Source organism: Cognatishimia sp. SS12, assembly GCF_028369055.1.
In the GTDB taxonomy this organism is placed as follows: Bacteria; Pseudomonadota; Alphaproteobacteria; order Rhodobacterales; family Rhodobacteraceae; genus Cognatishimia.
Genome location: NZ_JAQNCZ010000004.1, coordinates 23,394 through 37,299, shown reverse-complemented (window position 1 = coordinate 37,299; position 13,906 = coordinate 23,394). Strand labels below are relative to the sequence as shown.

General features: G+C 58.8%; 16 protein-coding genes. 12 read left to right on the top strand and 4 right to left on the bottom strand.

Features of this window, described 5'->3' with window-relative positions; translation table 11 throughout:
- Positions 1 to 177 precede the first annotated feature (177 nt).
- From yajC to N6L24_RS09535, 10 genes are all read left to right on the top strand, one after another.
- Entirely contained in the window at positions 178 to 459 is a 282-nt protein-coding gene (yajC, locus tag N6L24_RS09580; RefSeq protein WP_271844460.1) for a preprotein translocase subunit YajC, read from the top strand.
- A gap of 29 nt (positions 460 to 488) precedes the next feature.
- Positions 489 to 2,150, top strand: a complete 1,662-nt coding sequence (gene secD, locus N6L24_RS09575; RefSeq protein WP_271844459.1) for a protein translocase subunit SecD — start codon at positions 489 to 491, stop codon at positions 2,148 to 2,150.
- A 2-nt stretch (positions 2,151 to 2,152) separates the two neighbouring features.
- Positions 2,153 to 3,121, top strand: a complete 969-nt coding sequence (gene secF, locus N6L24_RS09570; RefSeq protein WP_271844458.1) for a protein translocase subunit SecF — start codon at positions 2,153 to 2,155, stop codon at positions 3,119 to 3,121.
- On the top strand, positions 3,114 to 3,866 hold the full coding sequence (locus tag N6L24_RS09565) for a sulfite exporter TauE/SafE family protein (protein WP_271844457.1): 753 nt from the start codon (positions 3,114 to 3,116) through the stop codon (positions 3,864 to 3,866). The genes secF and N6L24_RS09565 overlap by 8 nt, the downstream gene beginning before the upstream one ends.
- A 10-nt stretch (positions 3,867 to 3,876) precedes the next feature.
- A complete protein-coding gene (locus N6L24_RS09560) occupies positions 3,877 to 4,236 on the top strand; it encodes an Mth938-like domain-containing protein (protein ID WP_271844456.1) in 360 nt (119 codons plus the stop codon).
- A 3-nt stretch (positions 4,237 to 4,239) separates the two neighbouring features.
- Positions 4,240 to 4,854, top strand: a complete 615-nt coding sequence (gene ccmA / locus N6L24_RS09555; RefSeq protein WP_271844455.1) for a heme ABC exporter ATP-binding protein CcmA — start codon at positions 4,240 to 4,242, stop codon at positions 4,852 to 4,854.
- On the top strand, positions 4,851 to 5,507 hold the full coding sequence (gene ccmB / locus N6L24_RS09550; protein WP_271844454.1) for a heme exporter protein CcmB: 657 nt from the start codon (positions 4,851 to 4,853) through the stop codon (positions 5,505 to 5,507). Before ccmA ends, ccmB begins: the two co-directional genes overlap by 4 nt.
- A 103-nt stretch (positions 5,508 to 5,610) precedes the next feature.
- Positions 5,611 to 6,342 (top strand): heme ABC transporter permease, encoded by a 732-nt coding sequence (locus N6L24_RS09545; RefSeq protein ID WP_271844453.1) that lies wholly within the window; start codon positions 5,611 to 5,613, stop codon positions 6,340 to 6,342.
- Positions 6,339 to 6,488: a heme exporter protein CcmD gene (ccmD, locus tag N6L24_RS09540; RefSeq protein WP_271844452.1), complete on the top strand. Its 150-nt coding sequence runs from the start codon at positions 6,339 to 6,341 to the stop codon at positions 6,486 to 6,488. The genes N6L24_RS09545 and ccmD overlap by 4 nt, the downstream gene beginning before the upstream one ends.
- Complete coding sequence (locus N6L24_RS09535) at positions 6,481 to 7,029, top strand: DsbE family thiol:disulfide interchange protein (RefSeq protein ID WP_271844451.1); 549 nt, start codon at positions 6,481 to 6,483, stop codon at positions 7,027 to 7,029. Before ccmD ends, N6L24_RS09535 begins: the two co-directional genes overlap by 8 nt.
- A 9-nt stretch (positions 7,030 to 7,038) precedes the next feature.
- Here N6L24_RS09535 and N6L24_RS09530 read toward each other — a convergent pair whose 3' ends face one another.
- Both N6L24_RS09530 and N6L24_RS09525 read right to left on the bottom strand, forming a co-directional pair.
- Positions 7,039 to 7,383: a DOPA 4,5-dioxygenase family protein gene (locus N6L24_RS09530; RefSeq protein ID WP_271844450.1), complete on the bottom strand. Its 345-nt coding sequence runs from the start codon at positions 7,381 to 7,383 to the stop codon at positions 7,039 to 7,041.
- A gap of 101 nt (positions 7,384 to 7,484) precedes the next feature.
- Positions 7,485 to 8,045, bottom strand: coding sequence for a hypothetical protein (locus tag N6L24_RS09525; RefSeq protein ID WP_271844449.1), 561 nt, complete (start codon positions 8,043 to 8,045; stop codon positions 7,485 to 7,487).
- Positions 8,046 to 8,174: 129 nt separating this feature from the next.
- On the opposite strand from N6L24_RS09525, the gene N6L24_RS09520 reads away from it, so the two are divergent.
- A complete protein-coding gene (locus N6L24_RS09520; RefSeq protein WP_271844448.1) occupies positions 8,175 to 8,549 on the top strand; it encodes a DUF1801 domain-containing protein in 375 nt (124 codons plus the stop codon).
- Between the two features lie 58 nt (positions 8,550 to 8,607).
- Here the strand turns inward: N6L24_RS09520 and acnA are convergent, their stop codons facing one another.
- On the bottom strand, positions 8,608 to 11,355 hold the full coding sequence (gene acnA, locus N6L24_RS09515; protein ID WP_271844447.1) for an aconitate hydratase AcnA: 2,748 nt from the start codon (positions 11,353 to 11,355) through the stop codon (positions 8,608 to 8,610).
- Between the two features lie 204 nt (positions 11,356 to 11,559).
- Between acnA and N6L24_RS09510 the strand changes: the two genes are divergently transcribed.
- A complete protein-coding gene (locus N6L24_RS09510) occupies positions 11,560 to 12,285 on the top strand; it encodes a DUF1223 domain-containing protein (protein WP_271844446.1) in 726 nt (241 codons plus the stop codon).
- A gap of 208 nt (positions 12,286 to 12,493) precedes the next feature.
- Here N6L24_RS09510 and purB read toward each other — a convergent pair whose 3' ends face one another.
- Entirely contained in the window at positions 12,494 to 13,798 is a 1,305-nt protein-coding gene (gene purB, locus N6L24_RS09505; RefSeq protein WP_271844445.1) for an adenylosuccinate lyase, read from the bottom strand.
- Between the last annotated feature and the right edge of the window lie 108 nt (positions 13,799 to 13,906).

Here is a 13,906-nt window from a genome sequence, read left to right as displayed (position 1 = left end):
CCAACTAGCGGTTTTTCTGGCGCGGGTGCGGCCTGACCGATGCCATGGCGGCGCGGCGCGGTTTTGCTGGGCGCAACTTCTCGTTCCTGCAGTGGTTTCCTGCCTTGCATATATGGCCCCGGGCACATAGGTTCCCTGCAAAATTCGCGGCCAGACCGCCCAATAAAGGATCCTCCGATGGAAGCCATGACACAATTCATTCCTCTTATTCTGATCTTCGGTATCATGTATTTCCTGCTGATCCGCCCGCAGCAAAAAAAGGTCAAAGAGCATCAGGCAATGGTGGCCTCTGTGCGCCGCGGGGATGAGGTTGTGACCCAGGGTGGCCTGATTGGCAAAGTTGTAAAAGTCAAAGAAAACAACGAGATCGAAGTGGAACTGGCGGAAGGCATCAAGGTGCGCGTTGTGCAATCCACTCTGGCGCAGGTTGTCTCTAAGACCGAACCTGTCAAATCCTGATCTCCCCTCATTGAAAAGGCAGGCGCATCATGCTGCAAATCGACCTATGGAAACGGGTCCTGATCTGGAGCCTCTGTGCGCTGGGTCTGATCATGGCGCTGCCCAACGGGTTTTACCCGCGGGTAGAGGCGCATAACGACGCAACCGCATCGCTGGAAGCGGGCTTTTCCGGCAATGGGCTGGAAGAGCAGGCCGCGATGTGGCCGAATTGGATGCCATCCGCGCTTGTCAATCTGGGTCTTGATCTGCGCGGCGGTGCGCATTTGCTGGCCGAAGTGCAGGTGGAAGATGTCTATGAAACCCGCATCAAGGCGCTCTGGCCCGAGGTGCGCAACCTTCTGCGCGCTGAACGTGCCACGGTGGGCACGATCCGTCTGCAGCCGTCTGACGTCAGCGAGCTGCGCGTCAAAATCTCAAATCGCGACGCGATCCAAGAGGCCGCCACATTGGTGCGCGGTCTTGCCCAGCCGGTGGTCTCGCTGACCGGGGCGGGCACGACCGATCTGGTTGTCACCACCGAAGGCGACGAGATTGTGGTCACGCTGTCGGATGCCGAAAAACTGGCCACAGATGAACGCACCGTGCAGCAGGCGCTGGAAATTATCCGCCGCCGGATCGACGAAGTGGGCACGCGCGAGCCGACCATTCAACGCCAGGGCGCGGATCGTATTCTGATCCAGGTGCCGGGCATCGGCTCGGCGAGCGAGCTTAAGGATATTATCGGCACCACAGCGCAGCTGACGTTCAACCCTGTGGTTGGTCGGGCAGGCTCTGCCGATGCAGCGGCGGGCGCAGGCAACGAAGTTGTGCCTTCGCTTGACGAAGAGGGTGTGTATTACATTCTGGAAAGCGCGCATGTCGTTAGCGGCGAAGAGCTGGTGGACGCGCAGCCCTCCTTTGACCAAAACGGCCGTCCGGCGGTTTCTTTCCGCTTTAACCCATCAGGCGCACGCAAGTTTGGCGACTATACCGCTGAAAACATCGGCTCCCCCTTTGCGATTGTTCTGGACAGCGAAGTGATCAGCGCCCCGGTGATCCAAAGCCATATTCCCGGCGGCTCCGGCATCATCACCGGGAATTTTTCGGTTGAGGAAAGCACCAATCTGGCCGTGTTGCTGCGGGCAGGGGCGCTGCCTGCTGGGCTGAACTTTCTGGAAGAACGCACCATTGGCCCAGAGCTGGGTCAGGACAGCATCGAAGCAGGGCGCATTGCCTGTATTGTCGCCTTTGCCGGTGTGCTGGTCTTCATGTTCCTCAGCTATGGCACCTTTGGCCTCTTTGCCAATATTGCGCTCATCATCAATGTGGGCCTGATCTTCGGGCTCTTGTCGATGGTCGGGGCCACACTGACCCTGCCGGGCATTGCTGGCATCGTTCTGACGATTGGTATGGCGGTGGATGCCAACGTGCTGGTGTTTGAACGGATCCGAGAAGAGGTCAAGGCTGGGCGTGGCCCGGCCCGCGCCATTGATCTGGGTTATGAGAAAGCTCTTAGCGCGATTGTGGATGCCAATATCACCACCTTCATCACGGCTGTGATCCTCTTTGCCATGGGCTCTGGCCCGGTGCGCGGTTTTGCGATTACGCTGGGCCTGGGCATTCTGACGTCTGTCTTTACTGCGATCTACGTGACCCGCCTCATCGTTGTGATGTGGTTTGAACGCCGTCGCCCCAAAACGCTGGAGGTATGATCATGCGTCTGAGACTGGTTCCCCAAGAGACCAAGATTGATTTCTTCGGCAAGACAAAGCTGAGCCTGGGTTTTTCCGGCCTGATGGTCGTGCTTTCGGTGGTGTTCTTCTTTGTGCAAGGGCTCAACTTTGGCATCGATTTTCGCGGCGGGACAACCATCCGCACCGAAAGCGCGCAGACCGTGGAGGTTGGCGCGTATCGCACGGCGATTGAGCCACTGAATCTGGGCGATGTGAGCATCACCGAGGTGTTTGACCCCAATTTTGACGACGATCAAAACGTCACCATGATCCGCATTCAGGCCCAGGACGGGCAAGAAGCGGTGACAGCTGATGTGATCCGCAACGTCGAGGTCGCGCTGCAGGGCGTCGCGCCCGATATCACTTTTGTTTCCGTCGAATCCGTTGGCCCGAAAGTGTCCGGAGAGTTGATCCAGACCGCGGTGATTGCCGTGCTTTTGGCGATTGGTGCGGTTCTGGTTTATATCTGGCTGCGGTTTGAGTGGCAGTTTGCGGTCGGCGCTGTGGCGGCGCTGGTGCATGACGTGGTGCTGACAATCGGCGTGTTCTCGATTGTGCAGATCCGCTTTGATCTGGCCATTATCGCGGCGCTGCTGACCATTGTCGGCTATTCGCTGAACGATACGGTGGTTGTGTTTGACCGCGTCCGGGAAAATCTGCGCAAGTTCAAAAAGCTCGAACTCAAAGAGGTTCTGAACCTTTCGATCAACGAAACGCTCGCGCGGACGATGATGACCTCTGTCACCACGCTTCTGGCGCTGATTGCGCTGTTTGTGCTGGGCGGTGATGTGATCCGTGGCTTTGTCTTTGCCATGATCTGGGGGGTGGTTGTCGGGACCTATTCGTCGGTCTTTGTGGCCTCGACCGTGCTGCTTAAGCTGGGCGTGAAACGCGACTGGTCCAAGCCGGACGCGACAGTCGGCAACCAGTTCTCAAATATTGATGCCTGAGTTTTTACAGACAGCCCTGGCGACGCCGGGGCTGGTCTGGTTGGCATTGACACTCTTGGCCGCGGGCGTTGTCCGCGGCTTTGCTGGTTTTGGGTCTGCTCTGATCTTTGTGCCCATTGCGAATATATTTTTGCCGGCGGCCGATGTGATCGCGATCATGATCGTCGGGGGCGCGACGGGCACTGTTTCGCTCTTGCCGCGCGCTTTGAAACAGGCCGAGATCAAAGAGGTGGTCAGCATGGCCGCCGCTGCAGCGCTGACCGTGCCATTGGGGCTTTGGGTGCTGAGCATCGCGCCGCAGGACACCATACGATGGATTGTGTCGGGCTGCGCTGCGGCGATGGTTGGCGCGCTGATATTTGGCTGGCGCTACCACGGACGGCTGGATCTGATGCGTATTGTGGCCATTGGCGCAATGGCGGGTGTCATGGGGGGAATGACCGGGCTGACCGGCCCCGTTGTGATCTTGTTTTACCTCGCCAGTGGGGCAAAGGCCGTGGTGGTGCGTGCCAACACGATTCTTTATCTGGCGCTCTTGGATGTCATTGTAATTGCGAGCATGCTGCTTGGCGGGCTCATCGGCTGGCATGTCTTGGGCGTTGCGCTTCTGCTCAACCTGCCATATTTCCTTGGCACACAGGCCGGGCAGGCCATGTTTGTACCGCGCTATGAAAACCTGTACCGCCGGGTGGCCTATGGGGTGATCTGTTTGGCGGTTCTGACCGGACTGCCCATTTGGGACTAGGGGACATGAGATGCTGCTGAACGAAATTGAATATGCCGATGCGCAGCCGATCGAAAGCTATGGCGCGGATTTCTTTCGCATCGCGGGTGAAAAAGTATCCGCCCCCGCCATTGTCCACGCCGAAGGGGCGTATCACTGGGCCGGGCTGGACGACGCCGAGGCTATTCTTGCGCTCAAGGATCGGGTGGATTTCATTCTGCTGGGCACCGGCGATCAATTGATGCACGCCCCGGCGGCGTTGCGCGCCACTTTGGAAGCGGCGGGTATTGGCGTTGAGGTGATGAAAACCGACAGCGCCTGCCGCACCTATAATGTGCTGGTCTCAGAAGGCCGGCGCGTGGCCGCCGTTTTGTTGCCGATGGCCGGATAGGTTATGCTGCGCGTCTCGGATCTTGCAGTTGCACGCGGCGGCGTGCCGATCCTGTCGGGGGTCAGCTTTGATGTCGCGGCGGGCGAGGCGCTGGTGCTGCGCGGTCCAAACGGGTCGGGCAAGACAACGCTGCTGCGCACTCTCGCGGGGTTGCAGCCGCCACTCGCGGGCGCTGTGAGCTGCGCAGAGGACAGCATCGCCTATGCCGCCCATTCCGATGGCATCAAGGCCAACCTGAGCGTTGCAGAAAACCTGGCCTTCTGGGCGGCGGTCTTTGGGACGTCTGGAACACAAGAGGCGCTGAGCGCCTTTGATCTCACCGATCTTGCCACGCGGCAGGCTGGCGCGCTCTCGGCGGGTCAAAAACGCCGCCTTGGGCTGGCGCGCCTGGTTGTGACAGGGCGACCGATCTGGATTTTGGATGAACCGACTGTGTCTCTGGATGCAAGCGCTGTGGCGCTATTTGCAGGCGTTATCGAGCGGCACCTGACCGCAGGAGGCGCGGCAGTGATCGCGACGCATATTGATCTCGGACTGACCGCGCGCACGCTGGACGTGGCCCCGTATAAGGCGCGCGCCGCCAACCTGCGCGCAGATTTTGACGAGGGATTTTTATGATCGCCTTGCTGCTGCGTGACCTCAAACTGGCGATGCGGGCGGGCGGAGGCTTTGGCCTGGGCCTCTCGTTCTTTCTGATCGTTTCGGTGCTGGTGCCTTTTGGTGTCGGACCGGAAAACGCGCTGCTGGCGCGGATTGCGCCGGGTATCCTTTGGATCGGGGCGCTGCTGGCCTGCCTGTTGTCACTGGACCGGATTTTTGCCCTTGATTGGGAAGACGGTTCGCTGGATCTGCTTGCCTGCGCGCCGCTGCCGCTTGAGGCGGTGGCCGCCATCAAAGCCTTGGGGCATTGGATCACCACCGGCCTGCCGCTGACCTTGGCCGCACCCATTCTGGGCCTTCTGCTGCAATTGCCCGCCAGCGGTTATCTTTGGCTGGTGCTCTCGCTGCTGATCGGGACACCCGCGCTGTCGGTGATCGGCACCTTTGGCGCGGCGTTGACGGTGGGGATCAAGCGTGGCGGGCTCTTGTTGTCGCTGCTGGTGCTGCCGCTTTATGTGCCGACGCTGATTTTTGGGGCCGAAGTGGCCCGGCGCGGGGCCGAGGGGCTGAGCCTTGGCGCGCCGCTTTTGTTGCTAGCGGGGATCTCTTTGGGTGTGCTCGCGGTGCTGCCCTTTGTCAGCGCCTTGGTCTTGCGTATGAATTTGCGCTAAACCACATCCATAACATCACCGGGTTTGACCCGGATCAAAGTGCCGCAGTCCACTCTCTGAGATGTGAGGTGCAGCGCAATCAAGAGGCAACTAGAAAGACGCCATGGCTTCTATTTGGGAATATGCGAATCCGGTGAAATTCATGCGCCTGTCCGGCCAGGTTTTGCCATGGGTCAGCGGCGGCGCGGCAGTGGCGCTGGTGATCGGGCTGTTCTGGGGGTTTTTCCTGACGCCGGATGACTTCCGCCAGGGCTCCACCGTCAAGATCATCTATCTGCATGTGCCTGCGGCGCTGATGGCGATCAACGCCTGGTTCATGATGCTGGTGGCGTCGCTGATCTGGTTGATCCGCCGCCATCACGTCAGCGCGTTGGCCGCCAAGGCAGCCGCGCCGGTGGGGGCGGTGATGACGCTGATTGCCTTGATCACCGGGGCCTTTTGGGGGCAGCCGATGTGGGGCACCTGGTGGGCCTGGGATCCGCGGCTAACATCGTTTCTGATCCTGTTTTTGTTTTACTTGGGCTACATCGCGCTTTGGGCGGCGATTGAGGATGCGGACACGGCCGCTGATCTGACATCGGTGCTGTGCCTTGTTGGCTCGGTCTTTGCGGTGCTCAGCCGCTATGCAGTAAACTTCTGGAACCAGGGCCTGCATCAGGGGGCGTCGCTCAGCCTTGATAAGGAAGAGAACGTCGCCAATGTCTTTTACCTGCCGCTGCTGGTCTGTATCGGCGGCTTTATCTTGTTGTTTCTGGCGCTGGTGCTGTTGCGCACGCGCACCGAAATTCGCCAGCGCCGCACCCGCGCGCTGATCCGACGGGAGAATATGGCATGATGCCGGACCTTGGAAAATACGCCTTTACGGTTCTGGCGGCCTATGGCGCGTCGTTGGCGCTGCTGCTTGGGTTGATCTGGATGAGCCTGCGCGCCGCACGCCGCGCCGCGCGTGATTTGGCAGAAGTGGAGCAACGCAATGGCTAAGGTTTCTGCGCTGATGATCGCACCGCCTGCCGTATTCCTGGGCTTGGCGACCTTGTTTTTGGTGGGCATGCAGCGCGAGAACCCGGATGAGCTGCCCAGCAGCATTGTCGGGCAGGCTGCACCGCCGATCACTGTTGAAACCCTGCCCGGGGTCACACCCTTTACAGATGCCGACCTGCGCGCCGGGCAACTGACGCTGGTGAATTTCTGGGCCTCATGGTGCGGGCCATGCCGGGTTGAGCATCCGACGCTGATGCAGCTCAAGGACGAAGGTATCGACATCCTCGGGGTCAACTACAAAGACGTGCCCGCCAATGGCGCGGCATTCCTGGCGGAGCTTGGCAATCCATTTGCCAAAGGCGGCGCTGATCCCAATGGCAAGATGGCCCTGACCTGGGGCGTCTATGGCGTGCCAGAAACCTATTTGATTGATGCGGACGGCACGGTCCTGGCCCGTGTGGCTGGGCCAGTGACCCAACGAGAGCTGACAACCCGTCTGCGCCCCGTTTTGGATGCCGCGCGGGCCGGCGGCGGGTCCTGAGGCAACACCTTACATTCGGTCAAAGATGGTCAGATCGAGCGGCAGCCCGGCACCCAGCCAGATGCCGTGATCGCGATGATTTTCAAGTTCCGCCCCGGTTTCGGGGTGGGCAAAGACGACCAGCCCCTCACGGTTCAGGGCCAGCCAGGGCAACAGTTTTGAAAATTGCTCGGGCGTTGCGCGCAACTGGCAAGAGGGCATGGGGTGCGGGCCAATGGGCCGCGGGATCATCCGCCCCATTTCGACGCCAAAGGCGTCAACGGCCGCACGGCACAGCGTCTCGGCTTGCTCAAACTGATCTTGGCGGAAATAGACATGCGCATGATAGCTGTGGATGGTGTCGATCTGATTCATACCCCCAAAGATGCGCAGTTCCGCGAGGATGTGCAATTGGCTTCTGGGCAGGTTTTCTGCCCGAAGGCGCGGAGATTGGGGGAGGGGGCTGCGTGGCGCTTTCAGAAGGGATCCGAAGAGCTTTTGAACGGGTCGGCATTGTCCTTCAGGATGGCGCGCCAGCATTCGTTGAGCTTGAGCAGCGCTGCCTTTGATCCGGCAAGCGAAAAAGTCGCCAGCCGCCGTTCATCCCGATTGTAAAGCGCAACGGCGCTGCCCTCGGCGATGTCGGTGATGAATTCGCCGAGTTTCGGGCCGGGCTGCATCAGCACACTGACCGCGATGCCGTCGCCCGTGCCATTGATGACCCATCGGCTGTAGTCCACATCAAGGATGAATTCCAGATCACGCGGGGTGAGCGCCCAGTCGTGGTCAAAGACGATCACTGCCAATTCACCGCTTTGATAGGCGACAATCGAAAAGGTCTGCGCAGATTTGTTCTTGGTGCTGGCTTCGCACCAGAAATCGCTGTCGTCATTGTCATAGGTCAGTTCAACCGACCAGGATTTGTGCCGCAAGAGCACATCGGAATCATAACGCTCGGCTCCGGCGCTGCCGGCGATGAAACTGGCCACAAGAAACGCCAACCCATAACGACAAGATTTTCTGGTCAAAAATGTCATAAGCGCTCCGGTCTTTTCGCGCCATGATTGCATGACATCACCGGACTGTGAAGGCATCCCAGGTGGATTTGGCCGGTGAGCCGGTGCAGACTTGGCGCAATCGACTTGGCCACAGAGGAGGAGCCCGCGATGTCAGAGCCGCGCCGCGACAATCAGCAAGAGGCGGTCGATGCCTGGATGGCCGCCTATGATAATCCGCAAAAAGAACTGGTGCAGGCCGTGCGCCTCGCGATTCTGGATGTGGATCCGCGCATTGGGGAATGCATCAAATGGCAGGCCCCGACCTTTACCTACAAGGGCAATATCGCGTCGTTTTTCCCCAAGGCCAAGAAACATGCGAGCCTGATGTTCCACAAAGGGGCCGAGATCCCGGGCGATTTTGCTGCATTGGAAGGGGACGGCAAAGAGGCACGGTCCATGAAATTTGCCGATATGGCGGACCTTGAGGCCAAGCGCGATGAGCTGACCGCTGTTGTCAGAGCATGGATCAACCTGAAAGGCTGACCGCCAAACGAAAAAGAGGCCCCGCAGGGGGCCTCTTTCTATTCGATTTCAAAACCTCTTAGGATTTTGCCAGGTTGCGCAGCACATAGTGCAGAACGCCGCCGTGTTCGATGTATTCGATTTCAGGCGCTGTATCGATGCGGCACTTCAAAGTGATTTCTTTGACTGTACCATCCGCCATGGTGATGGTGCAGGGCACCTCTTGCAGCGGCTCGATTGTATCCAGACCAGAGATCGACACGGTTTCTTCGCCGGTCAGACCCAGTGTTTTGCGGCTGTCCCCCCCGGTGAATTCAAACGGGATCACCCCCATGCCAACGAGGTTGGAGCGGTGGATACGCTCAAAGCTCTCGGCGATGACGGCTTTGACGCCCAAGAGCGCGGTCCCTTTGGCAGCCCAGTCGCGGGACGAGCCCGCGCCATATTGCTCACCACCGAAGACCACCAGCGGTGTGCCCGCTTCTTGGTGCGCCATAGAGGCGTCGTAGATCGAGGTTTGCTGACCATCTGGGCCTTTGGTGTAGCCACCTTCAACGCCATCCAGCATCTCGTTCTTGATGCGGATGTTGGCAAAGGTGCCGCGCATCATAATCTCGTGGTTGCCACGGCGCGAGCCGTAGGAGTTAAACTCCCGTGGCTGTACCTGACGCTCCAGAAGGTATTTACCGGCAGGGGTGGTTTCCTTGAAGGACCCGGCAGGAGAGATGTGGTCGGTTGTGACCATGTCACCGAGGATCGCCAGCACTTTCGCGTCTTCGATATTGGAGATGGTGCCCGGCTCGCTGCCCATACCCTGGAAGTAAGGTGGGTTCTGGATATAGGTCGAATGTGCGGGCCAGTCGTAGGTTTCCGCCTCGGTGGTTTCAACCGCCTGCCATTTCTCATCGCCTTTAAAGACGTCGGCGTATTTCTCAAGGAAGGCTTCGCGGGTCACGGTCTTTTCGACCAGCTCCGCCACTTCCTGTTGGGTTGGCCAAAGGTCTTTCAGGTAAACGTCATTGCCGTTTTTGTCCTGTGCAATTGGGTCTTTGGTAATGTCGATGTTCATGTCACCGGCCAACGCATAGGCCACGACCAGTGGCGGCGAGGCAAGGTAGTTGGCCCGGACATCAGGCGAGATCCGGCCTTCAAAGTTGCGGTTGCCTGACAGAACAGATGTCGCCACAAGGTCGCCTTCGGCGATGGCTTCGGACAGTTCTTTCTGGATCGGACCGGAGTTACCGATACAGGTGGTGCAGCCATAACCAACAAGGTTAAAGCCGATGGCATCCAGATGCTCTTGCAGGCCCGAGGCCTCAAGATAGGCAGACACAACCTGCGAGCCGGGGGCCAGCGAGGTTTTGACCCAAGGCTTGCGGTTCAGACCCAGTTCGTTGGCTTTCTTGGCCACCAGACCCGCGCCGATCATCACATAGGGGTTGGATGTGTTGGTGCACGACGTGATCGACGCGATGACAACAGAGCCATCACGCAGTTCATACTCCTCGCCCGAAACCGGGTGGGATTTGCGTGGATCAGCAGGGGCGGTTGGCGCAGGGCCTTCGTCTGCCATTTCGGTTGCCGCATCAGAAGCATCGACACCGCGGTAGTCAGACACAACCTGTTTGAAGGCATCCGCCGCTTCGGTCAGCGCCACATAGTCCTGTGGACGTTTCGGGCCAGAGATCGCAGGCACGATGGTGCCCATATCCAGGCTCAGCGTGTCGGTATAGATTGGTGCATAGTCAGGACCACGCCAGAAACCGTTTTCTTTGGCATAGGCCTCGACCAGCGCAATGCGGTCTTTGTCGCGGCCGGTGTTTTCCAGATAGCGCAGGGTTTCGCCATCAATCGGGAAGAAGCCACAGGTTGCGCCATATTCTGGGGCCATGTTGGCGATGGTCGCGCGGTCTGCCAGCGGCAGTCCATCCAGACCTTTGCCGTAGAATTCGACGAATTTGCCAACCACGCCTTTTTCGCGCAGCATTTCAACCACTTTCAGAACCAGGTCGGTGCCGGTGGTGCCTTCGACCAACGCGCCGGTCAGCTCAAAGCCAATGACTTCCGGGATCAGCATGGAAATCGGCTGACCCAGCATTGCGGCTTCGGCCTCGATGCCGCCAACACCCCAGCCCAGAACCGCCATGCCATTGACCATGGTGGTGTGGCTGTCGGTGCCAACCAGCGTATCAGGATAGGCGACTTCTTCGCCGGATTGATCGGTGTCGCTCCAGACGGTCTGCGCCAGATATTCCACGTTCACCTGGTGACAGATGCCGGTGCCGGGGGGCACAACGCGGAAGTTGTTGAACGCGCCCTGACCCCACTTCAGGAACTGATAGCGCTCCATGTTGCGCTCATATTCGCGGTCCACGTTCATTTGGAACGCACGTGGGTTGCCAAATTCGTCAATCATGACCGAGTGGTCGATAACCAGATCCACAGGCACCAGCGGGTTAATCTTGGAGGCAGAGCCCTTCAGGCCCACAATCCCATCGCGCATCGCGGCCAGATCAACAACGGCAGGTACACCGGTAAAGTCCTGCATCAGCACGCGGGCCGGGCGATAGGCGATCTCGCGCGGGTTCTTACCGCCGTTCACGCCCCATTCGCCAAAGGCTTTGATATCGTCAACAGAGACGGAAAAACCGCCGTCCTCAAAGCGCAGCAGGTTTTCCAGTACCACTTTCAGCGATGCTGGCAGGTTGGAAAAGTCACCAAGACCGGCCTCTTGCGCGGCGGGAATGGAATAATAAGAAATGGATTTGCCGTTTACCGTAAGCGTCTTACGGGATTTGGCGTTGTCCTGACCGACAGTGATGGGCATTTTGGCCTCCCTCTGAACAGAAAATAGGGTCTCGCTGAGCCTGCTTTTGACCTATGTTGCCGTGGCAATCAAGAGGGATTGTCGTCTTTTGTATACCGTTGCACACAATATTTCACGCAAGAGAACGAATTCTCGCAAATGGTTGATTGGCGTTTCATCTAAAATCTGGGGTAAGCAGGTAGAAAGCCGATAGGAAATCGATTTATGACATACCTTGCACGTTGGTTTGCCGCTGCCGCCCTCAGTCTCAGCGCGGGCCTCTCCGTTTTTGGCACCGGCACCGCCGCCGCAGAGCCCTATCCGGTGGTGGTGGAGCTCTATACCTCGCAAGGTTGCAGCAGCTGCCCACCGGCGGATGCGTTTTTTGCCAAAGATCTGGTGGGGCGCAGTGATGTGATCGCGCTGGCGCTGCATGTGGACTATTGGGACTATATCGGCTGGAAAGATGACCTGGCAGATCCGGCCTATACCAAACGCCAGCGCGCCTATGCCCGCGCGGCGGGGCACCGGTCGGTCTATACACCGCAGATGATTATTGGCGGTAAGGATCACGTGATTGGCACAAAGCCACGCGATGTGACCGCGCATCTGCGCGATCACGCGGCGAAACCCTCGCCCGTCGCGATGCAGGCGACCCTGAAAGACGGGCAATTGACCGTCAAACTAGCCCCTGAGGGCGAGGCGCTCGCGCCGATGGTGGTGCATCTGGTGCGCTATTCGCCTAAGGACACCCGCGACGTCAAACGCGGCGAAAACGCCGGCAAGACTCTCAGCTACGCCAATACCGTTACCAGCTGGGAAACCCTAGGGGAGTGGCGCGGCAACCGGGCCAAGACGTTCCGCAGCAAAGTGGCTGGCAACGCTCCAGTGGTTGTCTTGGTGCAACACAAAAACCACGGGCCAATTGTGGCGGCCGCTGAGCTGCGCTGAGGGCATCGCCCGACCTGGAGGGCGTTGCGGCGTTCTGTCATCGCAGAACGGCGCAGAGAGCATTACTTTGAGAATTTCGAAACCTGGCATAATCGCCCTCCTGGGGGAGGTCGGGCGATGCCCGGCGCTCTGCACCGGGCGGTGGCTTATGTGAGCAACAAAAAGCCCGCCTGATGGCGGGCTTTTCTACGTACAATTCAGTGTCAGCTTAGTCGCCGAAGACACGTTTGAAAATCGTATCAACATGTTTGGTGTGGTATTCCATGTTGAATTTTTCGTTGATCCCATCGGTGCCAAGCGCTTTGACAACGTCTTCGTCAGCCAGCAGCTCTTCGCGGAAATCTGTGCGGAATTCCCAGACCTTCAGCGCGTTGCGCTGCACCATCACATAGGCGTCTTCACGTGACACACCGGCTTGAGTCAGGGCCAGCAGCACGCGCTGTGACATCACCAGACCGGGGAATTTGTTCATATTGTCCAGCATGTTCTCTGGGAAGATCAGCATTTTGTCGATCACACCTGTCAGACGCGCCAGCGCAAAGTCGAGCGTGACGCAAGAATCTGGGCCAATCGCGCGCTCAACAGAAGAGTGTGAGATATCACGCTCGTGCCACAGCGCGACGTTTTCCATCGCTGGGATCACCGACATGCGTACCAGACGCGCCAGACCTGTCAGGTTTTCGGTCAGCACCGGGTTCTTTTTGTGCGGCATCGCAGAGGAGCCTTTTTGCCCCATGGAGAAGAATTCCGCGCCTTCCAGCACCTCGGTGCGCTGCATGTGGCGAATTTCGATGGCCACGTTTTCAATCGACGAGGCAATCACACCCAGCACCGCAAAGAACATCGCATGACGATCGCGCGGGATCACCTGCGTGGAAATCGGTTCTGGTTTCAGGCCCAGTTTGGCGCAGACATGCTCTTCGACCGCAGGGTCGATATTGGCAAATGTGCCCACAGCGCCGGAAATCGCGCCGGTGGCGATCTCTTCACGCGCAGCTTTGAGGCGCGCAAGGTTGCGGTCCATCTCGGCGTAGAAACGCGCGAAGGTCAGCCCCATGGTGGTCGGCTCAGCGTGAATACCGTGCGAGCGGCCAACGCGGACCGTGTCTTTGTGCTCAAGCGCACGTTTTTTCAGCGCGGCCAGCAGCCCGTCCATATCTTTGATCAGAATATCTGCCGAACGCACAAGCTGCACATTCAGGCAGGTGTCCAGCACGTCAGAAGAGGTCATGCCCTGATGCACAAAGCGCGCCTCGTCAGAGCCGACATGTTCCGCCAGATGGGTCAGAAAGGCGATGACGTCATGTTTGGTGACCGCTTCGATTTCATCAATGCGCGCCACGTCGAACTCAACGTCCTTGGCCTTCCACACCGCCTCGGCGTTTTCGCGCGGGATCACGCCCAGATCGGCCTGGGCATCGCAGGCATGCGCCTCGATTTCGTACCAGATCTTGAACTTGGTTTCCGGGGACCAGATGGCCACCATTTCAGGGCGGGAATAACGGGGGATCATAGCGCAGCCTTATGTCACAGCAGGAAGTCAGGCGCGGTATAGACCGACCCAGCGCAGGGAACAAGAGAGCAAGCTGCCGCGCTGTGCTTCATCTTTTCCTAAATACTC

Bases quoted from the DNA above. Each gene is read 5' to 3' on its own strand.
- N6L24_RS09545 (WP_271844453.1), top strand. From the start codon at position 5,611: ATGGCTTCTATTTGGGAATATGCGAATCCGGTGAAATTCATGCGCCTG.
- ccmA (WP_271844455.1), top strand. From the start codon at position 4,240: ATGCTGCGCGTCTCGGATCTTGCAGTTGCACGCGGCGGCGTGCCGATC.
- N6L24_RS09560 (WP_271844456.1), top strand. From the start codon at position 3,877: ATGCTGCTGAACGAAATTGAATATGCCGATGCGCAGCCGATCGAAAGC.
- secD (WP_271844459.1), top strand. From the start codon at position 489: ATGCTGCAAATCGACCTATGGAAACGGGTCCTGATCTGGAGCCTCTGT.
- N6L24_RS09510 (WP_271844446.1), top strand. From the start codon at position 11,560: ATGACATACCTTGCACGTTGGTTTGCCGCTGCCGCCCTCAGTCTCAGC.
- ccmD (WP_271844452.1), top strand. From the start codon at position 6,339: ATGATGCCGGACCTTGGAAAATACGCCTTTACGGTTCTGGCGGCCTAT.
- N6L24_RS09565 (WP_271844457.1), top strand. From the start codon at position 3,114: ATGCCTGAGTTTTTACAGACAGCCCTGGCGACGCCGGGGCTGGTCTGG.
- purB (WP_271844445.1), bottom strand. From the start codon at position 13,798: ATGATCCCCCGTTATTCCCGCCCTGAAATGGTGGCCATCTGGTCCCCG.
- acnA (WP_271844447.1), bottom strand. From the start codon at position 11,355: ATGCCCATCACTGTCGGTCAGGACAACGCCAAATCCCGTAAGACGCTT.
- N6L24_RS09530 (WP_271844450.1), bottom strand. From the start codon at position 7,383: ATGAATCAGATCGACACCATCCACAGCTATCATGCGCATGTCTATTTC.
- ccmB (WP_271844454.1), top strand. From the start codon at position 4,851: ATGATCGCCTTGCTGCTGCGTGACCTCAAACTGGCGATGCGGGCGGGC.
- N6L24_RS09520 (WP_271844448.1), top strand. From the start codon at position 8,175: ATGTCAGAGCCGCGCCGCGACAATCAGCAAGAGGCGGTCGATGCCTGG.
- secF (WP_271844458.1), top strand. From the start codon at position 2,153: ATGCGTCTGAGACTGGTTCCCCAAGAGACCAAGATTGATTTCTTCGGC.
- yajC (WP_271844460.1), top strand. From the start codon at position 178: ATGGAAGCCATGACACAATTCATTCCTCTTATTCTGATCTTCGGTATC.
- N6L24_RS09525 (WP_271844449.1), bottom strand. From the start codon at position 8,045: ATGACATTTTTGACCAGAAAATCTTGTCGTTATGGGTTGGCGTTTCTT.
- N6L24_RS09535 (WP_271844451.1), top strand. From the start codon at position 6,481: ATGGCTAAGGTTTCTGCGCTGATGATCGCACCGCCTGCCGTATTCCTG.